At 29.9% G+C, this 23,307-nt stretch carries 25 protein-coding genes; 15 read left to right on the forward strand and 10 right to left on the reverse strand.

Annotated elements, in window-relative coordinates:
* The first annotated feature begins 3 nt into the window (after positions 1 to 3).
* From ACIJYC_RS07380 to pnp, 9 genes are all read left to right on the forward strand, one after another.
* Positions 4 to 999, forward strand: coding sequence for a PhoH family protein (locus ACIJYC_RS07380; protein WP_435166264.1), 996 nt, complete (start codon positions 4 to 6; stop codon positions 997 to 999).
* Entirely contained in the window at positions 992 to 1,453 is a 462-nt protein-coding gene (gene ybeY / locus ACIJYC_RS07385) for an rRNA maturation RNase YbeY (protein ID WP_435166266.1), read from the forward strand. Before ACIJYC_RS07380 ends, ybeY begins: the two co-directional genes overlap by 8 nt.
* 1 nt (position 1,454) lies before the next feature.
* Positions 1,455 to 2,999 carry an apolipoprotein N-acyltransferase gene (lnt, locus tag ACIJYC_RS07390; protein ID WP_435166269.1) on the forward strand — a complete coding sequence of 515 codons (1,545 nt, stop codon included), beginning with the start codon at positions 1,455 to 1,457 and terminating at the stop codon, positions 2,997 to 2,999.
* A complete protein-coding gene (metK, locus tag ACIJYC_RS07395) occupies positions 2,992 to 4,161 on the forward strand; it encodes a methionine adenosyltransferase (RefSeq protein ID WP_435166272.1) in 1,170 nt (389 codons plus the stop codon). Before lnt ends, metK begins: the two co-directional genes overlap by 8 nt.
* A gap of 98 nt (positions 4,162 to 4,259) precedes the next feature.
* On the forward strand, positions 4,260 to 5,813 hold the full coding sequence (gene nusA, locus ACIJYC_RS07400) for a transcription termination factor NusA (RefSeq protein WP_435166274.1): 1,554 nt from the start codon (positions 4,260 to 4,262) through the stop codon (positions 5,811 to 5,813).
* 10 nt (positions 5,814 to 5,823) lie between these two features.
* Positions 5,824 to 8,040, forward strand: coding sequence for a translation initiation factor IF-2 (infB, locus tag ACIJYC_RS07405; RefSeq protein WP_435166277.1), 2,217 nt, complete (start codon positions 5,824 to 5,826; stop codon positions 8,038 to 8,040).
* Entirely contained in the window at positions 8,040 to 8,408 is a 369-nt protein-coding gene (gene rbfA, locus ACIJYC_RS07410) for a 30S ribosome-binding factor RbfA (protein ID WP_435166279.1), read from the forward strand. The genes infB and rbfA overlap by 1 nt, the downstream gene beginning before the upstream one ends.
* Before the next feature lie 12 nt (positions 8,409 to 8,420).
* A complete protein-coding gene (rpsO, locus tag ACIJYC_RS07415; RefSeq protein WP_023649167.1) occupies positions 8,421 to 8,669 on the forward strand; it encodes a 30S ribosomal protein S15 in 249 nt (82 codons plus the stop codon).
* A gap of 65 nt (positions 8,670 to 8,734) precedes the next feature.
* Positions 8,735 to 10,807, forward strand: coding sequence for a polyribonucleotide nucleotidyltransferase (pnp, locus tag ACIJYC_RS07420; protein ID WP_435166281.1), 2,073 nt, complete (start codon positions 8,735 to 8,737; stop codon positions 10,805 to 10,807).
* Between the two features lie 70 nt (positions 10,808 to 10,877).
* Here pnp and ACIJYC_RS07425 read toward each other — a convergent pair whose 3' ends face one another.
* The 4 genes from ACIJYC_RS07425 to fabA are packed head-to-tail and all read right to left on the reverse strand — an operon-like array spanning position 10,878 to position 13,766.
* A complete protein-coding gene (locus tag ACIJYC_RS07425; RefSeq protein ID WP_435116610.1) occupies positions 10,878 to 11,243 on the reverse strand; it encodes a DUF2306 domain-containing protein in 366 nt (121 codons plus the stop codon).
* A 23-nt stretch (positions 11,244 to 11,266) separates the two neighbouring features.
* Complete coding sequence (locus ACIJYC_RS07430; RefSeq protein WP_435166284.1) at positions 11,267 to 12,052, reverse strand: enoyl-ACP reductase FabI; 786 nt, start codon at positions 12,050 to 12,052, stop codon at positions 11,267 to 11,269.
* Between the two features lie 2 nt (positions 12,053 to 12,054).
* On the reverse strand, positions 12,055 to 13,266 hold the full coding sequence (gene fabB, locus ACIJYC_RS07435; RefSeq protein ID WP_435162996.1) for a beta-ketoacyl-ACP synthase I: 1,212 nt from the start codon (positions 13,264 to 13,266) through the stop codon (positions 12,055 to 12,057).
* Positions 13,266 to 13,766: a bifunctional 3-hydroxydecanoyl-ACP dehydratase/trans-2-decenoyl-ACP isomerase gene (fabA, locus tag ACIJYC_RS07440; protein ID WP_435166286.1), complete on the reverse strand. Its 501-nt coding sequence runs from the start codon at positions 13,764 to 13,766 to the stop codon at positions 13,266 to 13,268. Before fabA ends, fabB begins: the two co-directional genes overlap by 1 nt.
* Before the next feature lie 94 nt (positions 13,767 to 13,860).
* Between fabA and ACIJYC_RS07445 the strand changes: the two genes are divergently transcribed.
* From ACIJYC_RS07445 to ACIJYC_RS07460, 4 genes are all read left to right on the forward strand, one after another.
* Positions 13,861 to 14,289 carry a Fur family transcriptional regulator gene (locus ACIJYC_RS07445; protein WP_435166289.1) on the forward strand — a complete coding sequence of 143 codons (429 nt, stop codon included), beginning with the start codon at positions 13,861 to 13,863 and terminating at the stop codon, positions 14,287 to 14,289.
* A 106-nt stretch (positions 14,290 to 14,395) separates the two neighbouring features.
* Entirely contained in the window at positions 14,396 to 14,812 is a 417-nt protein-coding gene (locus ACIJYC_RS07450) for a rubrerythrin family protein (protein WP_023649160.1), read from the forward strand.
* Between the two features lie 60 nt (positions 14,813 to 14,872).
* Entirely contained in the window at positions 14,873 to 16,204 is a 1,332-nt protein-coding gene (locus ACIJYC_RS07455) for a (Fe-S)-binding protein (RefSeq protein WP_435166292.1), read from the forward strand.
* 2 nt (positions 16,205 to 16,206) lie between these two features.
* Complete coding sequence (locus tag ACIJYC_RS07460; RefSeq protein ID WP_435166295.1) at positions 16,207 to 16,800, forward strand: DUF3501 family protein; 594 nt, start codon at positions 16,207 to 16,209, stop codon at positions 16,798 to 16,800.
* On the opposite strand, the gene ACIJYC_RS07465 is transcribed toward ACIJYC_RS07460, so the two are convergent.
* Genes ACIJYC_RS07465 through ubiE form a run of 6 tightly spaced genes read right to left on the reverse strand, consistent with a single transcriptional unit; the run spans position 16,793 to position 21,905 of the window.
* Complete coding sequence (locus ACIJYC_RS07465; RefSeq protein ID WP_435166298.1) at positions 16,793 to 17,236, reverse strand: SH3 domain-containing protein; 444 nt, start codon at positions 17,234 to 17,236, stop codon at positions 16,793 to 16,795. The two genes, ACIJYC_RS07460 and ACIJYC_RS07465, sit on opposite strands and share 8 nt — an antisense overlap.
* The gene (locus tag ACIJYC_RS07470) at positions 17,236 to 17,991 is read right to left on the reverse strand and encodes a HesA/MoeB/ThiF family protein (protein ID WP_435166301.1); all 756 of its coding nucleotides are present in this window, start codon (positions 17,989 to 17,991) and stop codon (positions 17,236 to 17,238) included. The genes ACIJYC_RS07465 and ACIJYC_RS07470 overlap by 1 nt, the downstream gene beginning before the upstream one ends.
* On the reverse strand, positions 17,988 to 18,425 hold the full coding sequence (gene dut / locus ACIJYC_RS07475) for a dUTP diphosphatase (protein ID WP_435166304.1): 438 nt from the start codon (positions 18,423 to 18,425) through the stop codon (positions 17,988 to 17,990). The genes ACIJYC_RS07470 and dut overlap by 4 nt, the downstream gene beginning before the upstream one ends.
* Positions 18,425 to 19,624, reverse strand: coding sequence for a bifunctional phosphopantothenoylcysteine decarboxylase/phosphopantothenate--cysteine ligase CoaBC (gene coaBC / locus ACIJYC_RS07480; RefSeq protein WP_435166307.1), 1,200 nt, complete (start codon positions 19,622 to 19,624; stop codon positions 18,425 to 18,427). Before coaBC ends, dut begins: the two co-directional genes overlap by 1 nt.
* A gap of 8 nt (positions 19,625 to 19,632) precedes the next feature.
* Complete coding sequence (ubiB, locus tag ACIJYC_RS07485; RefSeq protein ID WP_435166310.1) at positions 19,633 to 21,201, reverse strand: 2-polyprenylphenol 6-hydroxylase; 1,569 nt, start codon at positions 21,199 to 21,201, stop codon at positions 19,633 to 19,635.
* Positions 21,201 to 21,905: a bifunctional demethylmenaquinone methyltransferase/2-methoxy-6-polyprenyl-1,4-benzoquinol methylase UbiE gene (gene ubiE, locus ACIJYC_RS07490; RefSeq protein ID WP_435166313.1), complete on the reverse strand. Its 705-nt coding sequence runs from the start codon at positions 21,903 to 21,905 to the stop codon at positions 21,201 to 21,203. Before ubiE ends, ubiB begins: the two co-directional genes overlap by 1 nt.
* A gap of 32 nt (positions 21,906 to 21,937) precedes the next feature.
* On the opposite strand from ubiE, the gene mutM reads away from it, so the two are divergent.
* On the forward strand, positions 21,938 to 22,801 hold the full coding sequence (mutM, locus tag ACIJYC_RS07495; protein WP_435166315.1) for a bifunctional DNA-formamidopyrimidine glycosylase/DNA-(apurinic or apyrimidinic site) lyase: 864 nt from the start codon (positions 21,938 to 21,940) through the stop codon (positions 22,799 to 22,801).
* Between the two features lie 50 nt (positions 22,802 to 22,851).
* Complete coding sequence (gene rpsT, locus ACIJYC_RS07500) at positions 22,852 to 23,112, forward strand: 30S ribosomal protein S20 (protein ID WP_271555521.1); 261 nt, start codon at positions 22,852 to 22,854, stop codon at positions 23,110 to 23,112.
* The last annotated feature ends 195 nt before the right edge of the window (positions 23,113 to 23,307 follow it).

The following is a 23,307-nucleotide window of genomic DNA, read 5'->3' on the forward strand; positions in this document are numbered from 1 at the left end:
CAATTGAGTAGTTTAACAAAAAAAAATAGCGATACTTCCTTAAAGTTTGTTTATTCTGATAATAATTCTTTAAGTGTTATTTTTCATGATAATGAACTCTTGATTGGTGTTGTAGGTGAGTTTAATAAAAATCTAAAAGAATTAGAAAAAATTACAGAAACAAATTTATATTCTAGAGGTAATTCAATTCTAATTAAATCTAATCCTGAAAAAAATGAAATAGTCAAAAATGCAATAAAATTTTTAGCTAATCAATTTATTAACAATGGTAGTATCGAAAATAAGGATATAGTTTCTTCAGTAGATAATTTTATGATTAATGAAAAAGTTAAAAATAATAATGTTACGGATATAATTAAAACTCCAAAAAAATCAATTATTCCTAGATCAGAAAAACAAAAAGATTATGTAAGAGCTTTAAGGCAAAGTGACATAATAATTTCAGCAGGACCCGCAGGAACTGGCAAAACATTTTTAGCTGTAGCTGTAGGACTTACTATGTTATTAGAAAAAAAAATTGAAAGAATAATTTTATCGAGACCAGCTGTTGAAGCGGGAGAAAGGTTAGGATTTTTACCTGGTGATATGAAGGAGAAAGTTGATCCTTATTTAAGGCCTTTATATGACTCATTGTATGATCTCTTTGATTTTGAAAAAATTCAAAGAATGATTGAAATTGGTGATATTGAAATAGCACCACTTGCTTTTATGAGAGGAAGAACTCTAAAAAATTCATTTGCAATTTTAGACGAGTCGCAAAATGCAACTGATACTCAAATTAAGATGTTTTTAACTAGAATAGGAGAAAACTCTAAAATAGTTGTTAATGGAGACCCAACCCAAATTGATTTACCAAATAAAAATATGTCAGGGTTAGTTAAATCAAAAGAATTATTAGGTCATTTAAATGAAATATCTGTCGTTGATTTTGATCATTCGGATGTAGTTAGACACCCGCTTGTCTCTAAAATAGTTAAAGCCTACTCCAAAAATGATTAGTATTGAAGTTTTCTCAGAAGAGAAAGCTTGGTCAAAAAAAATAAGAAAAAAAGAATTTTTTTTCAAAGAAATTTGCAAGTTATTTCCAAAAAAATATCAATTTCCCACCAAGAAAATAACTCTTACTTTACTTCTTTCAAATAACAGGTGTATTAAAAGATTAAACAAAAACTTTAGAAATAAAAATAAGCCTACAGATATTTTGTCATTTCCTTTCTCAAAAAAAAAATTGATATCTAAAAAAACTTATATCGGAGATATTATAATTAGTTATAACTTCATGGATAAACCTAGATCACAAAACATTAAAAATTTTAAGGAAAAAGTAATAAAAACTTTTATACATGGATTCCTTCATCTACTAGGTTTTGATCATATTAAAGATAAAGATTATAAAAGAATGCTTAGCGAAGAAGAAATGATATATAAATCAGTAATTTCAAAGATTAACTAGGTTGATAAAAAAAAATTACATTGAAATAGTTTTTTTAATTACTTTAGGCGCATCCTCATCTTTAAGTTTACCCCCTTACAATTATTTAATAATAAATTTTTTTACTTTTAGTACTTTTTTTGTATTTTTATTTAAAAAATCTAAAATTAATCGAAGTAAAAAGCACTTCTTTTTTTATGGGTGGTTATTTGGATTTGGTTATTTTTTATCAAGCTTATATTGGATATCAATATCATTAACATTTGATCAAAATTTTAAATTTCTAATTCCTGTAACTATTATTTTAATACCTTCATTTTTGGGAATTTTTTATGGATTGGTCACTTTTTGTTTTATAATTTCAAAATCTAAAAAAGTAGTAAGTTCTTTTTTTGTTTTTTCATTATTTTTTGGAGTTTTTGAATTTATAAGAGGTTCAATTTTAACTGGTTTCCCTTGGAATTTAATAGCTTATAGTTTTGTTAATCATTTAGAAATATTAAGTATTAGCTCTTTAATAGGAACTTATGGATTTAATTTATTTTGTATCTCACTGTTTGCTAGTCCTGCAATTTTCATATTGAGAGAAACAAAAAAAGATATTGGAGTTTGTGTTATATTTCTAATTTTACCATTCCTGTTTTATTCGCATGGATTATTCTACAAAGAAAAATTTAGTTCATCAGAAGTTACAAATTACGATTACAAAATAAGAGCCATAGGTTCAAACATTAGTCTTGATAGATTTTATTCAAATATTGATCCGGTCTCAGTTATAAAAGAATTGATTGATATAAGTGAGCCGCAAAAAGATGATAAAACTATATTTATTTGGCCTGAAGGAATTCTCCCTGATATTTCTCAAGAAGAGTTAGTTGAATTTAAGTGGTTATTTGAAGATGTTTTCACCAAAAATCATTTATTATTTATTGGAATTAATAGTCAAAAAACTAATAAAAAAAAAATTAATTATTTCAATTCCTTATCAATTTATGATCATAATTTAAAAATATTAAATTTTTACAATAAAAATAATCTAGTCCCGTTTGGTGAATTTTTACCTTTTGAAAATATTCTCAAAAAATTTGGTTTAAGTGTAATTACAAATAATTATCAATCATTTTCAAACGGTAAAGATAGAAAGATTATGGAGATAAAAAAAGATAAATTTTCTTTAAAGATATTGCCATTGATTTGTTACGAAATAATTTATTCAGGTAAAATTTTTAAAAACCCAAGTTTTGATTTAATAATAAACATCTCTGAAGATGGGTGGTTTGGTGAATCAATAGGACCCAAACAACACTTTGCACATAGCATTTTTAGATCAATTGAAAGTGGTAAATACTTATTGCGTTCAGCAAATAATGGCATTGCAGCTATTGTTAATCCTTTAGGCACTGTTGAACAAAATGTTGAGTATGGTAAATCAGGCTACATTGACTTTAAAAAGGCTAAAAAAATACAACCAACATTATTTTCTAAATATGGAAATAAAATTTTTATAACATTAATTTTATTCTATATTTTTTTGATATTTTCATTTAATAGATTTAAAAATGAGTAATTTAAAAAATTTTCTTTTTACAAGTGAGTCGGTATCTGAAGGTCATCCAGATAAAGTTTCAGATAGGATTTCAGATATGGTAGTTGATAGTTTTCTCTCTGGAGATCCATTATCAAGAGTAGCATGTGAAACACTTACAACAACTAATAAAGTAGTTTTAGCAGGAGAAGTTAGGGGTCCTGAAATAAAACAAGATGAATTAATTGAAAAAGTTAGAAATTGCATAAAAGATATTGGATATGATCAAGAAGGTTTTACTTGGAGAGAAGCAACAAAAATAGAAAGTCATCTTCATTCCCAATCTGACGATATAGCAATGGGTGTAGACTCGTCTGAAAATAAAGATGAGGGAGCTGGAGATCAAGGTATTATGTTTGGGTATGCTTGTAACGAAACTGATGTTTTAATGCCAGCACCTATTCACTACTCTCATAAAATTTTAAGATTAATGGCAGAAGACAGAAAGTCAGGAAAATTAAAAAATATAGAACCAGACAGTAAGAGCCAAGTTACTTTTGAATATGTAGATGGAAAGCCTACCAAAGTAAAATCTGTGGTAATATCTTCTCAACACTCTTCAGATGTTAATCAATCACAAGTTAGAGACTTGTTGAGACCTTACATGCTAAAGTCCATTCCATCAAATTTTCTTGAGGGTTTTAGTGAAGAAGAGTTTTATGTTAATCCAACTGGTAATTTTGTAATTGGAGGCCCAGATGGAGACTGTGGATTAACTGGAAGAAAAATTATAGTAGATACATATGGTGGTGCCGCACCTCATGGTGGAGGAGCTTTTTCAGGAAAAGATCCTACTAAAGTAGATAGATCTGCAGCTTACGCAGCAAGATATATTGCAAAAAATGTTGTTGCTTCCAAAATTGCAGACAAGTGTTTAATTCAATTAGCTTATGCAATTGGTGTTTCTAAACCATTATCAATTTATGTTGATTTATTTGATAATGACTTAGATAAAAATAAATTTGTTATAGATAAGATAAATGAAAATTTTGATCTAAGTCCTCGAGGAATAAGAGAGATGTTAAATTTAAATAAACCGATATATGAGAAAACAGCTGCTTATGGCCACTTTGGAAGAACGCCAGATGATAACGGATCATTTTCTTGGGAAAAAACTGATAAAATAAGCCATTTTTCTAAATAGTTTCTGTTGAATTAAAAAAAAACTTTATTATATTGCCCTTACATTATTGAATTTACAAAATGGGCATTAGCCCATTTTTTTTTGGAGCAAACAAAAACATGTTAAATAAAAGAGCAGACAAACTAGAATTATTAAGAATTGCTGAAGCGGTAGCTTTAGAAAAATCTATTGATAAAGAGTTAATTATTAGTTCCATGGAAACAGGAATTGCAAAAGCAGCGAAATCTAAATTTGGTCAAGAAAATGAAATTAAAGTTTCAATTAATAGAGATAATGGTGACATTGAAATCTTTAGAAAATTGATTGTAACTGAAAATCCTGAAAATTCTAATACAGAGATTAAACTTGAAGATGCCATTAATCTAAACGAAACCAACAAAGATAAAGCTGTTGGAGATGAAGTATTACAACCATTACCATCATTTGACTTTGGAAGAATTGCGGCCCAAACAGCCAAACAAGTAATTAGTTTTAACGTCAGAGAAGCTGAAAGAGAAAGACAATATAATGACTTTATTGATAAAAAGGACTCAATTTTAAGTGGTATTGTTAAAAGATTAGAATTTGGAAATGTGATTGCTGATCTTGGGCGTACAGAGGCGATCATTCAAAAGAATGAGATGATACCAAGAGAAAATATTAAAGCTGGAGATAGAATTAAAGCTTATTGTTATGATGTTAGAAGAGAGCCAAGAGGACAACAAATTTTCTTATCAAGAGCACACCCAAAATTTATGGAAAAGCTTTTCGTGCAAGAAGTTCCAGAAATCTATGATGGATTAATTGAAATTAAATCATCATCAAGAGATCCAGGAAGTAGAGCAAAAATTTGTGTTAAAGCAGTTGATACATCTCTTGATCCAGTAGGAGCTTGTGTAGGTATGAGAGGTTCTAGGGTTCAAGCTGTTGTAAATGAATTACAAGGAGAAAAAATTGACATTGTAAATTGGTCAGAAGATCCGGCAATTTTAGTATCTAATGCTTTGTCACCAGCTGAAGTTCAAAGAGTAAATGTAGATTCAGAAAGAAAAAAATTAGACGTAATTTTAACCGAAGAAAATTTGAGTAAAGCTATTGGAAGAAGAGGTCAGAACGTTAGACTTGCAACCAAGTTATTAAATTATGAAATTAATATAATGACAGATGCAGAAGACTCAGAAAGAAGACAATCTGAATTTAAAGAAAAAACAGAAAACTTTGTAAAAAACTTAGAGTTAGATGAAACATTGGGGCAACTGCTTGTTGCTGAAGGTTTTTCATCAATAGACGATATAAAAGATACTACAGCAGAAAGTCTAATGAAAATTGAAGGTATTGAAGAAGATACTGCAAAAGCTCTAATAGAAAGAGCTAAAGAATTTCATCAAAAAGACCAAGAGGATATTTCTGAGAGAATTAAAGAATTAGGTCTTCAAGATGCTTTAATAAATTTAAAAGGACTAACTCCTGGAATGTTGATGACTTTGGGTGAACAAAAAATTCTTACATTAGAAGATTTTGCTGATCTAGCATCAGATGAACTAACGGGTGGATTTGATATTGTTAAAGGTGAAAGAGTAAAAATTCAAGGTTACCTTGAAGACTTTGCTTTATCAAAAGAAGAAGCGGATGAGCTAGTTATGTCTGCAAGAAATATTGTCTACAAAGATTGAGTGATGAGCTATGGAAAAGAAAACAAAATTAACAATATCTGGCACAGCCAAAAAATCCTTTAAAAATATTGAGATTGCAAAAACTCAGGGAAAAAACTCTGTAGTAATAGAAAAACAACCAAACAAATTTCCAAACAAAGGTGGATCATCTAGACCTGGAGGCTTTAAGCCAAAAACTACTTCAACATTTAATAGGAGTGCCTCAGCAAAACCATCCTTTGCACCCAAATCACCCCCAATAACAAACGATTTTGAGCGAAGAAAGCTAGCAGAGCAAAGAGCTACAAAGAGACTTAAGGGAGATGATAACAAAGATAAGAAAACATTAAAAGCAGGCACAAAAAAGAGAGAATTAAAATTAACAGTCTCAAGAGCTCTAAGTGATGAAATTGAGGCAAGAGCAAGAAGTGAAGCTTCTGTTAAAAGAGCAAGACAAAAAGAAAATAAAAATTTAACTAAAGAAGAAGTTCAAGAAAATTTAAAACCTGTTAAACGAGATGTAAATATTCCAGAAGCTATTACGGTAAGAGAACTTGCTAATAGAATGGCCGAACAATCAAGTAATGTTATTAAGTTTTTATTTGGAATGGGCGTTACAGTGACTATCAATCAAACATTAGCTGCTGATACTGCTGAGTATTTAGTAAAAGAATTTGGACACAATCCAGTAAGAGAAGAAAAGGCTGAAGAAATTATTCAAAAGATTAAAGCTACAAGAGTAGAAAATTTAAAAAATAGACCACCAATTATAACTGTTATGGGTCACGTTGATCATGGTAAGACTTCAGTCTTAGATGTTTTAAGAAGTGCGAATGTTGTGTCAGGAGAATTTGGTGGGATTACCCAACACATTGGAGCTTATCAAATAGAAAGCCAATCTAATAAACTAACTTTTATTGATACACCGGGTCACGCAGCCTTTACCGAAATGAGAGCAAGAGGATCAAAATTAACTGATGTGGTTGTTCTAGTTGTTGCGGCTGATGATGGTGTTAAACCACAAACAGTAGAGTCTATTAAACACGCCAAAGCTGCAAATGTTCCAATTGTTGTAGCAATTAATAAATGTGATTTACCTGATGCAGACCCACAAAAAATAAAAAACCAGTTATTAGAACATGAACTAATTGCTGAAGATTTATCTGGAGACACTTTAATGGTTGAAATTTCAGCAACTACTAAAAAGAATTTAGATAAACTAGTTGAAGCAATCGTTCTACAAGCTGAAATATTGGATTTAAAAACTGATTTTGAATCAAAAGCTACAGGAATTGTATTAGAATCTAAAATTGATGTTGGAAGAGGACCTGTTGCAACAATCATAGTAACCACAGGAACTTTAAAAAAAGGTGACTTTTTTGTAAGTGGTTTAAAATGGGGAAAAGTTAGAGCAATAATTGATGACAAAGGAAAAAATATTAATGAAGCACCTCCTTCAGCACCAGTTGAGATTTTAGGGATTAACGGTGCAGCTAAATCTGGAGATGATTTTATTGTTGTTGATAATGAAAAAGAAGCAAAAACTTTAAGTGAAAATAGAGCTCAAGAAAGTAAAGAAGCTAAAAATCCACTAACATTTGCTACTCAAGACTCAGCTTTTTCAGATAGTTCAGCAGAAGAATTAAATTTAATAATTAAATCAGATGTTCATGGATCATCAGAAGCAATTAAGAATGCAATTAATCAAATTAAACATGATGAAGTTAAACCTAAAATAATTTTAGCAGATATTGGAATGGTAACTGAAACAGATGTTACATTAGCAAAAGCTTCAAATGCAGTTTTAATAGCGTTTAATGTTAAACCAAGTAAGGAAGCAAAAAAATTAGCTGAAAATGAAAAAATAAAAATTTCTTCTTATAATATTATTTATGAAGTTTTAGATTACATTAAACAAAAGATGTCAGGTTTGTTGTCACCTGATATTCAAGAAACTGTTACAGGCACAGCTCAAATTTTAGAAATATTCAAAGTTTCAGGTGCTGGAAAAGTAGCAGGATCAAAAGTAATGGAAGGTGAAATCACTACTGCTTCAGATGTTAGAATAATAAGAGATGGAGCAATCATTTATACTGGTAAAGTTGGAACTCTCTTTAGAGAAAAAAATCAGGTAAAACAGGTTAGTAACGGTCAAGAATGTGGAATTACTGTAAAAGATTATATGGATTTCCAAAAAAACGACACAATAGAAGCGTTTAGTGTAACTTCAACTGATAGAATGATTTAATGACTGATAGAATTGGAAAACCGATATCACAAAGACAGCTAAGAGTTGGGGAAATGATTAAGCAGTCTTTAAGCATGATTTTTATAAAAAATGAGGCTAAGGTCCCCAATTTAGAAACTAATACCATAACGGTTACTGAGGTGAGAATGAGTCAAGATTTAAAAATAGCCAAAGCTTATGTGCTTCCACTTGGAGGTAAAAATGCTGAGGAAGTTATTGTTGTGTTAAAAAAATACTCATTTTTAATCAGAAAAATATTATCACAAAAAGTGGTTATAAAATTTTTACCAAAATTACTCTTTAGAAAAGATGAGTCTTTTGAGTATGCGGAAAAAATAGAAAACTTAATAAAACAAACAAATAAATAGGAAAAAAGAGGCATGAATAAAAAGGCACAAGAATTAGCAATGCACGAAAAAGATACTGGATCCTCAGAGGTTCAGATTGCTTTGTTAACAGAGAAAATCGAAACTCTCTCTACACATATTAAACAATTCAAAAAAGATAAACATTCATCTGTTGGATTGTTGAGAGCGGTAAATAGAAGAAAGAAATTGTTAGAATACCTAAAAAATACAAAAATGGATTCTTACAAAAATGTACTGTCGAAATTGGGATTAAGAAAATAAAGATCAAGATAGATAGATAGAATGGAACGAAACGAACGAAACGAACGAAACGAAATGGAAATGAAATGTTTAAAGTACACAAGAAAGAAATAGAAGTAGCAGGAAAGAAGATAAGTTTAGAAACAGGTAAAGTAGCAAGACAGGCAGACGGAGCAATCATCGCTTCATGTGGTGAAACAGTTATTTTAGCAACAGTGGTAGGAGCAAAGAAAGTAAATCCAGATATGGATTATTTTCCATTATCAGTAAACTACCAAGAAAAATATTATGCAGGTGGAAAAATTCCAGGTGGATTTTTTAAGAGAGAAGCAAGACCAACTGAAAGTGAACAATTAATATCAAGATTAATTGATAGACCTATCAGACCTTTGTTTCCTGGTGAGTTTAAAAATGAAGTTCAGTTATTACCAACAGTAATTTCATATGACAAAGAAAATCAACCAGACATCTTAGCAATCACCGCGTCATCAGCAGCATTAGCAATTTCAGGAATGCCATTTATGGGCCCTGTAGGAGCGTCTAGAGTTGGTTATGTTGACGGTAAGTACATTCTTAATCCATCAAAAGCTGAATTAGAAAACTCAAGCTTAGATTTAGTTGTAGCAGGTACTAAAGATGCAGTGCTTATGGTTGAATCTGAAACATCAGGCTTATCCGAAGAAATAATGTTAGCCGCAGTTAAATTTGGTCATGAAGGCTTTGTTCCAGTAATCGAAATGATTGAGGAACTTGCAAAAGAATGCAGAAAGCCAGAATGGACTGTTGAGAAAAAGGATTTATCTGAAGTTAAGCAAAAACTTGAGAGTGAATTTACTGAAGATTTAACTAAAGCTTTTGGGACAATAGATAAGCAAGATAGATCAAATCAAATTTCAGAAATATCTGAAAAAGCCAAGCAGCTTTTTGCTGATAATGAAAATTACTCTGATTTTAATGTTAATGATGAGTTAAAAAATCTTGAAAAGAAAATTGTTAGAACTGATATTCTTAAAAACAAAAAGAGAATTGATGGTAGAGGTTTAGCTGATGTAAGAGCTATCGAGTGTGAAGTTGGTGTTTTGCCAAGAACTCATGGTTCAGCATTATTTACTAGAGGGGAAACACAAGCGATTGTAGTCACTACTTTAGGTACTTCTGATGATGAACAAAGAATAGAAAGTCTAGATGGACAGTCTAGAGAAAGATTTATGCTTCATTACAATTTTCCTCCTTTTTCAGTTGGCGAAACTGGAAGAATTGGAACGGGAAGACGTGAAGTTGGTCACGGAAAATTAGCATGGAGAGCAATTAACTCGTCACTTCCTTCAAAAGAGGCATTTCCATACACTTTTAGAATAGTATCAGAGATTACAGAATCTAATGGTTCATCTTCAATGGCTACTGTTTGTGGGGCTTCTCTTGCGTTAATGGATGCTGGTGTACCGATTAAAGAACCAGTTGCAGGTATTGCAATGGGTTTAATTAAAGAAGGCGATGATTTTAGTGTCCTGTCAGATATTCTTGGTGATGAAGATCACTTAGGAGACATGGATTTTAAAGTTGCTGGAACTAAAGATGGAATTACTTCACTTCAAATGGATATCAAAATTACTGGTATTACTTTTGAAATCATGGAGCAGGCTTTAAAGCAGGCCAAAGAAGGAAGGGTTCATATCTTGGGTGAAATGAATAAAGCTTTAAGTGAATCAAGAGCCGATGTTGGACAACACACTCCAAAAATGGAACAGATTACAGTTGATAAAAAAGATATCGCTGCTGTGATTGGAAAAGGTGGTGCAACGATCAGAGAGATTGTTGAAAAATCAGGTGCAAAAGTTGATGTGAATGACGAAGGAGTTGTAACAGTTGCTGCTCCTGATGAAGAGTCTAGAAACATTGCTATGCAGTTTATTAAAGACATTACTGCAAAAGCTGAACTGAATAAAATTTATTCAGGTAAAGTTATGAAGATTATGGAATTTGGTGCATTTGTAAATTTCTTAGGAAAACAAGATGGACTTGTTCATATTTCAGAACTAGCAGATAAAAGAGTTGCTAAAGTTACCGATGTTGTCAAAGAAGGTGACGAAGTAAAAGTTAAAGTAATTGGTTTTGATAGAGGTAAAGTTAAACTTTCTATGAAACAAGTTTCTGAATAATAGCTTAAATAAAAATTCTAAACCCCTTGAATGAAAATTTGAGGGGTTTTTTTTTACAGATTTAGTTTTACTAAAATAATCCTATTACCTGAGATATATATCTGCCTGGAAGTAGAGTGAAAATTCCAGCAACAATTAAACCTAATAAGTTTCCAACCATAAAACTTTTGTGAAGTTTAACATTACCTTTCCTTAAGAAATAAATTCCAAGAGTTATGGTAACTAAAACATAAATACTAAGTAAATGTATCACGCTATAATATCCTTCATTTATTTCCTTAATCCAAAAAGATGACAGTGCCACATAAAACATTAATAATACCCAAATCCAACCTACAATTTTATGTGTTTGAGTTCCTTTTTGAGAGATTAAATTTTTTATTCCAAAACCAATTGCAATAACTGCAATTAATAAATGTGAGACAATAACAATCATATTTAACTAAATTTAACTATATTTTAAGAAATATTCTTAGGGTCTGGCATCCCAACCTTGTTATATCCAGCATCTACGTAGTGAATTTCACCAGTAACACCGTTTGCAAGGTCACTTAGAAGATATAATGCTGAATTACCAACATCATGGATATCTACGTTTCTTTTAAGGAAAGAATGATCTTCATTCCATTTATATAAAAATTTTGCATCTCCTATAGCAGAAGCAGCCAACGTTTTAATAGGTCCTGCACTAATTGCATTTACTCTCATGCCTTTAGCACCCAAATCTCTAGCCAAGTACTTAACACTAGATTCTAAAGCTGCCTTACATACACCCATTACATTGTAATTTGGAATAGCTTTGCTTGCTTCATAGCTTAAGGTAATTAAACTTCCACCTTCCTTCATTACTTTAGAAGCTTCTTTTGCAACTTCTGTAAATGAAAAACATGAAATTAACATGCTTCTTAAAAAGTTTTCTCTTGTTGTATTTAAATATTCTCCAGATAATTCTGACTTGTCTGAAAATGCAATTGCATGAACCACAAAATCAATTTCACCCCATTGAGATTTAACATCTTCAAATAATTTGTTAACATCCTCTTTTTTTTCAACATCACAGCTAAATGTAGTTTTTGAATTTAATTTTTCTGCTAAAGGAATTACTCTTTTTTTTAAAGCATCACCCAAATAAGTAAATGCAAGTTCAGCACCTGCTTCAGCAAGTTTTTGTGAAATTCCCCAAGCAATAGACCTCTCATTGGCAACACCCATGATTAATCCTTTTTTACCTTTCATCAAACTCATAATTAAACCTTTTCAAAAATTAAAGCAGCGTTAGTTCCACCAAAACCAAAACTGTTAGACATAACTGTATTTAAAGTTACACCTGTTTCAGTTTTAGTTACAATTGGAAATTTTTTAGCTTCATCATCCATATCGACAATGTTTGCAGAACCAGTAATGAAACTATTTTTCATCATAATTAAACAATAGATCGCTTCATGAACTGATGCAGCACCTAATGGATGACCAGATAGTGATTTAGTTGAACTTATCTTTGGAACATTAGCTCCAAAAGTTTCTCCAACACCTCTGAGCTCAGTAATATCGCCTACAGGAGTAGAAGTTCCATGAGTATTTATATAATCAATTTTATTTTTAGCTGTTGCAAGAGCCATTTTCATACATCTCACAGCTCCTTCACCAGATGGGGCTACCATATCGTAACCATCTGACGTTGCTCCATAACCTGTTAATTCCGCGTATATTTGAGCACCTCTAGCTTTAGCATGTTCATATTCTTCAAGCACTAGCACTCCACCACCTCCAGCAATTACAAAACCATCTCTTGTTTTGTCATAGGCTCGTGAAGCTTTTTCTGGTGTATCATTATATTTTGAAGACAAAGCTGTCATTGCATCAAACATGGCTGTCATTGCCCAGTGTAGCTCTTCACTTCCACCTGCAAAAACAATATCTTGTTTACCCATTTGAATTAATTCACTAGCATGACCAATGCAGTGACCACTAGTTGCGCAAGCTGAGCTCATTGTATAATTCACACCTTTTATTTTAAAAGGTACAGCAAGAGTCGCTGATGCTGTACTTGCCATTGTTCTTGGAACAACAAATGGCCCCATAAGTTTTGGGGTTTTAGCTCTAGTCTTGTCGACAGATAAAACTACATTTTCAATTGAAGGTCCACCAGAACCCATCACGATTCCAGTTTTAATATTACTTACGTCCTTTTCTTCAAGACCAGAGTCAGCAATAGCCTCTTTCATTGCAATATAGTTATAAGCTGAACCAGATCCCATAAATCTAATTGTTTTTCTATCAACATGGTCAGAAAGATTTATATTTGGTTTGCCATGTATATGACTTCTTAAATTATGTTCTTTGTATTCTTCACTAAATGAAATTCCTGATTTTGAATTTAATAAAGATTGATGAACTTCTTCTTGATTATTACCTAAACAAGATACAATTCCTAAACCTGTAACAACAACTCTTCTCATTATTTAAATAACCCCACTTTTAAACTTTCTGCTGAATATATTTTTTTATCATCTGCAAATACCAAACCATTAGCTAAACCAACAGTAGTTCCTCCAGGCGACATAATTTTTTTCATATTAATTTCATACCTTACATTTTTTACAATTTTAACCACTTCACCTGTAAATTTTACCGTGCCTACACCAAGTGCTCGTCCCTTGCCAGGGTTTCCAAGCCAACCAAGATAAAACCCAACTAGCTGCCACATAGCATCAAGGCCTAAGCATCCAGGCATAACGGGATCTCCCTTAAAGTGACAATCAAAAAACCACAAATCGTCTTTAATGTCTAATTCAGCCTTTAAAGAACCTTTATTAAAAGTACCATTATCATCGTTAATCTCAGTTATTCTATCAAACATAAGCATTGGAGGAAGGGGTAATTTAGCGTTTCCAGGGCCAAAAAGCTCACCATTTCCACATATTATGAGATCATCGTAGGAATAAGAATTTTTTTTCATAAAATTTGAAAACCCTTAATACTTGATTTAATGACAATATAATATAATAAAACAGTATAATTTTATCTTTAGTTTAGAATTATTATAAAAAACTATGAAAAAAGACTGTAATTTTATCAATGAATTAAGAGAAATTGGACTTAGACCCACAAAACAAAGGGTTAAGATCTGTGAGTTGCTTTTTTTAAGAGAAAAAACTTTTCATTTTACCATCAATGATCTTGCTAAAAAAATTTCTGATCAGATGAATGAAAAAATATCACTAGCCACAGTTTACAACACAGTTCATGCTTTTCAAAAAAAAGGCCACTTAAAAGAAATCGCAATAAATTCTGATAAAACTTACTATGATACGAACACATCAGTTCACCATCATTTTTATGATGAAGATACTCATGAATTAATAGATTGTAATCAAAATGATATTGATGCTGTTAATGTAAAAAATAACATTACTGGGAAAAAAATTAATTCAGTTGAAATTTTGATTAAAGTTGCGAGTGATAATCAAAATCAAAATTAATTCAATAAAATCAATTACTTAAATAATACATTATAATTATTCTAAACTGTTGACTTTCACTTTAGAATCATTATATATTTCCCAACATTAAATTAAGGAGAATAACATGTCATTAAAAGGAACAAAGACAAAAGAAAATCTAGAAGCAGCATTTGCTGGTGAAAGCCAAGCAAATAGAAGATATCTTTATTTTGCTCAAAAAGCAGACATCGAAGGTTACAATGATGTTGCGTCAGTATTTAGATCAACAGCAGAAGGTGAAACAGGTCACGCACATGGTCACCTAGAATACTTAGAAGAAGTAGGTGATCCAGCTACAGGTTTACCAATTGGTGAAACAAAAGCTAATCTAGCATCAGCAGTACAAGGGGAAACACATGAATATACAGACATGTACCCTGGTATGGCAAAGACTGCTAGAGAAGAAGGTTTTGAAGAAATTGCTGATTGGTTTGAAACTTTAGCAAAAGCTGAAAAATCTCACGCTGGTAAATTCCAAAAAACTTTAGAATCTATTAGCTAATAAATTATTTTAGTGGGCATTAATTTGCCCACTAAATACCCAAATAACTCAACTAAAATTATGAGCAAAGAAGGAAGTTTAGACGCCCCTATTCGACATCCAATAGATTTTGAACATCCTGATTTTTTAAATCCTGAAAAATTAGATGCTGAAATGAGAAGAGCATTTGATATTTGTCATGGTTGCAGAAGATGTTTTAACTTATGTGACTCATTTCCAAAGTTATTTGACATGATTGATGAGTCTGAAAATGAAGATGTTGAAAGTTTAAAAAGTGAACAGTTTGAACCAGTTGTAGATGCATGTACCTTGTGTGACATGTGTTTTATGACTAAATGTCCGTATGTACCACCTCATGATTTTGATCTAGATTTCCCACACTTAATGTTAAGATACAGAACAGCTCAAAAAAAATTAGGAAAATTACCAGGTGTACCAACACAACTAGCCCAAATAGATAGAAACGCTAAAATTGGTGTAATATTTTCAAAATTAGTTAATTGGGTATCTGATATTAAAAACAAATTTTTTAGAAAAATTTTAGAAATTGTAGCAGGAATTGATAAAAGAGTTCAGTTACCAAAGTATAACTCAGAAACATTTTCAAATTTTTTTAGAAAAAATAAAAATCAAATAAACTTTGAAAATGCAAAAAAAGATAGAAAAGTTGTAATCTATACAACTTGTTTTGTAAATTTTAATAAAAAAAACACAGGAGTTGCTGCCTTAAAAGTTTTAAAAAAGAATGGAGTTGAAGTTCAAGAAGCTTATCCAGGATGTTGTGGTATGCCTTTTTTAGAACAAGCTGATCTTCCAAAAGTAGTTGAACAAGCAAAGAAAGTTTCTAAAGATTTGTTAGAGTGGGTCGATAAAGGTTATAAGATAATAACTTTAACAGCTAGCTGTGGTTTAATGCTAAAATTTGAATGGCCTCTTTTATTACCTAAGGATGAAAATATAAAAAAATTATCTTCAAATGTTATGGATATAGACGAGTATGTTGTTGATATAGCAAATAAGGAGGGCTTAGCTGATGGATTGCAAGAAATAGATGGTGGAGTAACAGTTCATAATGCTTGTCATGCGCGAGCTCAAAATATGGGTATTAAATCAAGAGATATGTTAAAACATATTCCAAATGTTAAGTTAGATGTTGTTGAAAGATGTGCTGGTCACGGAGGTACTTTTGGTGTGATGAAAAATACCCATGATTTGGCAAATAAAGTTGGAAGACCAACCGCCAGACAAATTAAAAATAAGAAAAACAAATATATGGCTTCAGATTGTCCACTTGCAGGGAAACACTTGAAGCAATTAGAAGTTGACACAAACATTTCTAATGATGAGGCGTTACACCCTATCGAATTAATGGCAAAAAGTTATAAATTATGATTATGCCAAGAGAAAAAAAAGAAATTCTAAAAGAAGATATCATACCCTTAGATGTTTACATAAAAAATAGAAAAGAGCTTAGAAAAAATATTGTCAACTTCAAAAAGAATAGAAGAATAGCACTAGGCCCATACGCAACTTTTTATTTTGAAAGTTATGAAACAATGTTGGCTCAAGTTCAAGAGATGCTCTACATTGAAAAAGGTGGAGATGAACAATTAAAAGATGAACTTACAGCTTACAATCCTCTAATACCCAATGGAAAAGAATTAACGGCTACATTAATGTTTGAAATTGATAATCCAGTTTCAAGATCAGCATTTCTAAGTAAGGTTGGAGGAATTGAAGAAAAAGTTTTTATTAAAATTGATAGTGAGTTAATTAAAGCAATCTCGGAAGAAGATATTGATAGAACTTCTGCAGATGGAAAAGCTTCCTCAGTCCAATTTATTCATTTTAGATTTAGTGATGAACAAATTCAAAAGTTTAAGTCAGAGGATGTTAAGATTGAAATTGGGATAGATCATAAAGAATATTCACATACGACAAAACTAAGTTCAGCAAATTTAAGCTCTTTATCAGCTGATTTTAGTTAATTATGCCCCAAATATCATTAGTTTTAATCCATCCCTCATAATCACCAGATTTTATCTTGCACCATTTTTCCTGACACTTATCGACAATTAATAGTCTGCCCTTTTCAATTTGGGCTATAGGTTTTGCAAATGAAGATGGGTTTTTAAATAAAACTTTATTTTGTAGTGTAATAACAGAATTATTTTTCTTTAATTGTGAGATGTGTATCCAACCACTATTATTTTTTAAATCAATTATTCTTCTAAAATTTTCTTTTTTATCAATTTGTTTCAAAGGTAAGCTAATTTTCTTATAAATATATTTAATATCTGAGTCAAAACTAGGACCATAACGAACATTTACTTTACTTTTTTTTAAAGAAACAAAAGTTTCCTCAGCCATAGAAGATGATATTAGAATTGTTAAATAAAATAGTGTGTAAATAATTTTATACATTAATTACATATACATTTTTTTCTTTTATTAAATTTTACTTTTCTAAAGTTTAAATTTAACAAATCTAAAATTAAAATATATCTATTTAAATCTTTTCCAACATTTAAAATTTTTTTTAAAATTTCGTTTGCTTGCATAGCGCCTACAATACCAGCGATAGTTCCAAGTATTCCTTCATATTCACAGTTTAAAATGTCGTCAGAAATAATTTCTTCTTGATAAAAGCACCTTAAACAGGGATTTTTTTTATTATAAAAATTAAAAGTAAATATATGGCCATCAAATTTACTTATAGCTCCAGTTACCAGAAATTTTTTATACTTTAGACTTATATCGTTAATTATAAATTTTGTTTCAAAATTATCTGTACCATCAACAATATAATCATAATTTTTAATAATTTTTGTAAATTTCTTTTTATCTAACTTAAAATTATAAATATTAATTTTAGTTTTAGAATTTACGTCAGCTAATTTTTTTTTGGCAGCTTTAACTTTTAATCTTCCCAAATCTTTTTCATCATATAATGTTTGTCGATGAATATTAGAAAGACTAACCAAATCATGATCTACAATTCCTATTGATCCAACTCCTGACCTGGTTAAAAATTCTGCAACTGGGCAACCCAATCCTCCCATACCAATTATTAACACTTTTGAGTTTAAAATTTTTTTTTGACCTAGAACGCCTATATTTTTTAAAATAATTTGTCTTGAATATTTTTCTAGTTGATTTTTATTTAATTTTGACTTCATTTTCCAGTTGAGCCAAATCCACCTTCTCCTCTAACTGTTTCGGGTAAAGTATCTGTTTCTTCTAAATCCATTTTAATAACAGGAGTTAAAATCATTTGAGCTATTCTATCCTTATTGTTTATCAAAAAATCAGTATTACCATGATTATAAAGAATAACTTTAATTTCACCTCTATAATCGCTGTCTATTGTTCCTGGAGTATTTAAAACACTAATATTGTTTTTAGCAGCTAAACCAGATCTTGGTCTAATTTGAATCTCGAATTCACCAGAAAATGCAACAGAAATACCGGTTGGAACTAAAATAGAATTTTGAGGGTTAAGTGTTATCGGCTCATTAATAAAAGCCATTAAATCCATGCCTGATGCCCCGTTAGTTTTATATGTAGGTAACTCAACAGATGAGTCTAATTTTTTTATAAGAACTTTTGTCATTAATTTAACTGATTAATTATTCTATCAACTATTTCATCAGATATTTCAGATTTCTTTTTATAGGCGAGTTTTTCTTTATTTTTGTTACTATAGTGAATCGTTACTTCATTAAAGTCAGAATTAAAACCAATTTTTTTATTAGATATATCATTTGCAATGATCCAATCACAATTTTTGTTATTTAATTTTGTTTCAGCATTATTTTCAACATTATCTGTTTCTGCTGCAAATCCTATGACAAGCTCTGGTCTCATTGAATTATGGTTAGAAACATAACTCAATATATCTACATTTTTTTCTAAATTTAAATTTAATGAATCCTGCTTTTTTATTTTATATTTGTATTTTTTATTAATCTTAAAATCAGCAACTGCTGCAGAAAAAACCGCCACATCGGCAGGTAAGTTTTTTTGAGTTTCTAAAAACATTTCATCTGCCGTTTCAACTTCAATAAGTTTGACATCATCGTCAATTTTTAAATTAGTTGGACCTGAAATAAGTGTTGTATCAAAACCTTTTTTAGATAAAGATTTAGCGATTTCAAACCCTTGTTTACCACTAGATTTATTTGTAATAAATCTTACAGGATCAATGTATTCATTTGTTGGACCAGCTGTAACTAATGCTTTTAATTTTTTACTGTTTTTAAGATTAAAAAAATAATTATTTATTTCATTAAAAATTTTATTAGGCTCAGACATTTTTCCTTCGCCATATTCACCACAAGCCATTTCCCCAATTTCTGGGCCAATAAGTTTATAACCATAACTTGCTAGTTTTTTTAAGTTCTGTTTTGTAGATTGATGCTCCCACATTCTAACATTCATTGCAGGTGCTAAATAAATTTCTTTATTTGATGCCAGCACTACAGTTGAAGCCAAATCGTCAGTAGTTCCTTGAGCTAATTTTGAAATAGTGTTTGCTGTAGCTGGAGCAATTAAAATAACATCCGCCCATCTTGATAAAGCGATATGATCCATTTCAGTTTCATTTTTGATACTAAATAGATCCCCATAAACTTTACCTTGTGAAAGGGATGCAACTGAAAGAGGTGTTATAAATTCTTTAGCACTGTTGGTTAAAATTGTTTTTATTTCCACTCCATTTTTTTTAAAAAGCCTAATTGTTTCAAGACTTTTATAAGCTGATATTCCACCACAAATTATATAGAGAATTTTTTTGTCTATCAGATTTTTCATTTGCCGAATTAAAATACCAATAATCCTATAATTACAAGAACTAATAAACCAATAATAGATTGATTTCTAAAAGCAGTCATTTCAGATTTTTTATTATTTAAGGCCGTATAAGAGTTTGAGTTTTGTGGAATTTGACCACTCGCTAAAAATGTTAGAGCTTGATTAGCTTTATCCAGAATCTCAGGGAATTCTGGTAATTTTTTTAAAACTTCCGATGTGTTGTTTAAACTATCCGTTATAGTATTTATTGGATCTTTTGTTTCTCTTAACCAATTCTCAAGCACAGGCTTAGATGTTGTCCATATATTAGTTTCTGGATTTAACTTTCTTGCAACACCCTCAACTACAACCATAGTTTTTTGCAACATTAATAATTGAGGCTGAGTTTGCATATTAAATTTTTCAGTTACATCAAATAATTGTTTTAACAACTTACCACCAGATATATCTTTGACTGCTTGACCAAATATAGGCTCTCCTATTGATCTTAAAGCTTGAGCTAAATCATCAATTGGAACATTATTTGGAACCAATCCAGCTACCAAATGTACTTCTGCAACTTTTCTGTAATCTCTTTGAATAAATCCGTATAAAATTTCAGCTAAAAATCTCTTGCTAACCTTATCTAATCTACCCATAATGCCAAAATCGATGGGAGCTATTTGGCCACTATTATCAATAAAGATATTTCCTTGGTGCATATCTGCATGAAAAAAACCATCCCGTACGGCATGTCTCAAAAAATGCTGAATAATGTCTTCTGCAATTTTATTTGTATCTAAATTTCTATTCTTTAATTCTTCAGTCTCTCTTATGGATACTCCATCAATCCAATCGAGTGTCATTACATTTTCACTAGTAAAATTCCAATAAATTTGAGGAACTTTAAACCCAGCATCGTTTTTTGTATTTTCTGCATATTCATTAGCTGCTGCTGCTTCAAATCTTAAATCCATTTCAAGATTTGTTATTTCTTTTAATAAAAATACAACTTCTACAATTTTTAATCTTTTTGTTTTTTTTACAAATGTCTCAATAAAGAAAGCAAACAACATCATTGCATCAATTTCTTCATTAAATATTTTTTTGATATCTGGTCTTAGAATTTTTATTGCCACATCCTTAATAGTTCCATTATCATTAATTTTAGCCTTATGAACTTGAGCAATGGATGCCGCTGCAACAGATTCACTTAAATCTATTATTGAATTATAGGTTTCTTCACCAAGGTCTTTTTTGATTATTTCTTGTGCTTGATTAATAGAAAAAGGTGGAAGACGATCTTGTAAATTTTCGAGTTTAGCTGATAGCTCCTCACCAATAATATCAGGTCTAGTTGCTAAAAATTGTCCAAGTTTTATAAATGTCGTTCCCATAGACTCTAAAGAATTAGATAATCTTTCTCCTTCATTTGTATTTAGTTTTTGACGATTGTTTTTAGAAAACGAAATTGAGAGTAATTGAAATAATATTGTTATTGCAATGGGTGGTTTTTTAAATTTTGAAGCTATACTTAAAATGTCTGACTTTGCAACTTTTCTCCCTAATTTGAATAAGGTTATAAGTTTTTTGATCATTAATATTTCCATCCACTATGAATTGAAACAATTCCTCCAGAAAAGTTTCTATAAGAGCAATTTTGGAATTTATTATCTTTCATCAATTGAATTAACTCTTCTTGGTTAATAAATTGATCTATACTTTTAATTAAATATTCATATGGTTCTTTTTCGCCAACAACAAATTGACCAATAATTGGAATTAATTTTGAATAATTTTTATATATAAAATCAAGATTTGAGTTCTGTATTTTTGAAAATTCTAAGCACAAGTATCTTCCACCTGGCTTTAAAACTCTGTACGCCTCAGAAAGAGCTTTATTCAAATTTTTTGTATTTCTTAGTCCAAAACTAATAGTATAAAAATCAAATTTGTTATCTTCAAAAGGTAGTTTTTCTGCAGGAGAAATAACCCAATTAATATTTTTATAACTAAAGAGTTTTCGTTTACCCTGGTTTACCATTCCCTTGTTAGGATCTACACAGGTAATTTTGCTATTTTTATTAGTATTATCCAAATACAACTTACCTATGTCGCCTGTTCCACAAGCTACATCAATTAAGTTTTTATCCAAAGATGGGTTCATCATATTTATAAGACTTTTTTTCCAAGATCTATGAACTCCAAGTGACATAAAATCATTCATCAAATCATATTTGCTGTAGACTTGATTAAATACACCTTCTACAAGGCCTTTTTTATTTTGAAGATATTGTTGCATAAAAAAAAAATATATATTCAATATAGTGTGAAATGCCAGAATTACCAGAAGTAGAAATTGTAAGACAATCTCTCAATAAAAAGATTCAACAGAAAAAGGTTAAAAAAGTAATAATAAGAAATAAAAATTTAAGATTAAAAATTCCCTCAAATTTTAATACTTATTTTTTAAATAAAAAAATAATTAAAGTAGGTAGATTTTCAAAATATTTAATTATTCATTTACCAAAAGATAATTACTGTTTAATTCATCTTGGAATGTCAGGCACAATTCATATAGCCAAAAATAAATCTGCTAATAAATTTACTAACACAAGTTTTTATAATTCACCTTTTTTACCAAAAAAGCATAATCATGTAGAAATAATTTTTGAAAATTTTAAGATTATTTATAATGATCCAAGAAGATTTGGTTTTTTTCAAATCATTAAAAATAATACAGATCTAGTTAAACGATTTAGCCACTTAGGACCTGAGCCTTTTGATAAGAATTTTAATTTAAATTATGTATGTAATTTTTTTAAAGATAAAAATAAGGATATAAAAAATTTTTTAATTGATCAAAAATTTGTTTCTGGAATCGGAAATATTTATGCTAGTGAAATTTTATTTTTGAGTAAAATTAATCCATTTAAAAAAGTAAAATTATTAAATAAAAAAGAATGTCAAAAGATAATAATTAATAGTAAAAAAATTTTATTAAAAGCGATTAGCAAGGGGGGGTCAAGTATAAGAGATTTTAAAGATACATCAGGATCTAAGGGTGAATTTCAGAATGAATTTAAAGTTTATCAGCAGGAAGGATTGCCATGTAAAAATATAGGATGTTATGATTTCATAAAAAAAAAAATAATCTCTAATAGATCAACTTTTTTTTGTGATTCCTGTCAAAAATAGCTAATTATTTTATTGACCACCATAAATTCTCAAGCTATACCCCTGCGGATATGGCAAACACAAAATCGGCAATTAAGAGAATTAGAAGAATCTCTAAACAAACAGCAGTTAATAAGGCGAGAAAGAGTAGATTTAGAAATGCTCTAAAAAAAATGAACCTTTTAATTGATGATAAAAAGAAAGACGAAGCTCTTAAATTCTTGCCAAAATTAAATTCAGAACTGATGAAGATTGCAAAAACTGGCATCATTAAGAAGCAAAACGCTTCCAGAAATGTTTCTAGGATTACAAAGAAGATTTCCACAATCTAAATTAAAATTTTACATTTTTTTTAGAAACAACCTCAAGTACTCACATCATATATTAAAAATTTTTTGATATTTTACTATATCTAGATTTAGTAAATAAAAATTATTTGTTAATTCAATCAACAGACGATTCAATCTGTGTTTGATTCAAATGAAAATTTTAAATTAAAAAATAAAATTAATTTTTTTTAATTTAAA

Source organism: Candidatus Pelagibacter bacterium nBUS_28, from assembly GCF_051200915.1.
Taxonomy (GTDB): domain Bacteria; phylum Pseudomonadota; class Alphaproteobacteria; order Pelagibacterales; family Pelagibacteraceae; genus Pelagibacter.

Bases quoted from the DNA above. Each gene is read 5' to 3' on its own strand.
- ybeY (WP_435166266.1), top strand. From the start codon at position 992: ATGATTAGTATTGAAGTTTTCTCAGAAGAGAAAGCTTGGTCAAAAAAA.
- metK (WP_435166272.1), top strand. From the start codon at position 2,992: ATGAGTAATTTAAAAAATTTTCTTTTTACAAGTGAGTCGGTATCTGAA.
- nusA (WP_435166274.1), top strand. From the start codon at position 4,260: ATGTTAAATAAAAGAGCAGACAAACTAGAATTATTAAGAATTGCTGAA.
- infB (WP_435166277.1), top strand. From the start codon at position 5,824: ATGGAAAAGAAAACAAAATTAACAATATCTGGCACAGCCAAAAAATCC.
- rbfA (WP_435166279.1), top strand. From the start codon at position 8,040: ATGACTGATAGAATTGGAAAACCGATATCACAAAGACAGCTAAGAGTT.
- rpsO (WP_023649167.1), top strand. From the start codon at position 8,421: ATGAATAAAAAGGCACAAGAATTAGCAATGCACGAAAAAGATACTGGA.
- pnp (WP_435166281.1), top strand. From the start codon at position 8,735: ATGTTTAAAGTACACAAGAAAGAAATAGAAGTAGCAGGAAAGAAGATA.
- ACIJYC_RS07425 (WP_435116610.1), bottom strand. From the start codon at position 11,243: ATGATTGTTATTGTCTCACATTTATTAATTGCAGTTATTGCAATTGGT.
- ACIJYC_RS07430 (WP_435166284.1), bottom strand. From the start codon at position 12,052: ATGAGTTTGATGAAAGGTAAAAAAGGATTAATCATGGGTGTTGCCAAT.
- fabB (WP_435162996.1), bottom strand. From the start codon at position 13,266: ATGAGAAGAGTTGTTGTTACAGGTTTAGGAATTGTATCTTGTTTAGGT.
- fabA (WP_435166286.1), bottom strand. From the start codon at position 13,766: ATGAAAAAAAATTCTTATTCCTACGATGATCTCATAATATGTGGAAAT.
- ACIJYC_RS07445 (WP_435166289.1), top strand. From the start codon at position 13,861: ATGAAAAAAGACTGTAATTTTATCAATGAATTAAGAGAAATTGGACTT.
- ACIJYC_RS07450 (WP_023649160.1), top strand. From the start codon at position 14,396: ATGTCATTAAAAGGAACAAAGACAAAAGAAAATCTAGAAGCAGCATTT.
- ACIJYC_RS07455 (WP_435166292.1), top strand. From the start codon at position 14,873: ATGAGCAAAGAAGGAAGTTTAGACGCCCCTATTCGACATCCAATAGAT.
- ACIJYC_RS07460 (WP_435166295.1), top strand. From the start codon at position 16,207: ATGCCAAGAGAAAAAAAAGAAATTCTAAAAGAAGATATCATACCCTTA.
- ACIJYC_RS07465 (WP_435166298.1), bottom strand. From the start codon at position 17,236: ATGTATAAAATTATTTACACACTATTTTATTTAACAATTCTAATATCA.
- ACIJYC_RS07470 (WP_435166301.1), bottom strand. From the start codon at position 17,991: ATGAAGTCAAAATTAAATAAAAATCAACTAGAAAAATATTCAAGACAA.
- dut (WP_435166304.1), bottom strand. From the start codon at position 18,425: ATGACAAAAGTTCTTATAAAAAAATTAGACTCATCTGTTGAGTTACCT.
- coaBC (WP_435166307.1), bottom strand. From the start codon at position 19,624: ATGAAAAATCTGATAGACAAAAAAATTCTCTATATAATTTGTGGTGGA.
- ubiB (WP_435166310.1), bottom strand. From the start codon at position 21,201: ATGATCAAAAAACTTATAACCTTATTCAAATTAGGGAGAAAAGTTGCA.
- ubiE (WP_435166313.1), bottom strand. From the start codon at position 21,905: ATGCAACAATATCTTCAAAATAAAAAAGGCCTTGTAGAAGGTGTATTT.
- mutM (WP_435166315.1), top strand. From the start codon at position 21,938: ATGCCAGAATTACCAGAAGTAGAAATTGTAAGACAATCTCTCAATAAA.
- rpsT (WP_271555521.1), top strand. From the start codon at position 22,852: ATGGCAAACACAAAATCGGCAATTAAGAGAATTAGAAGAATCTCTAAA.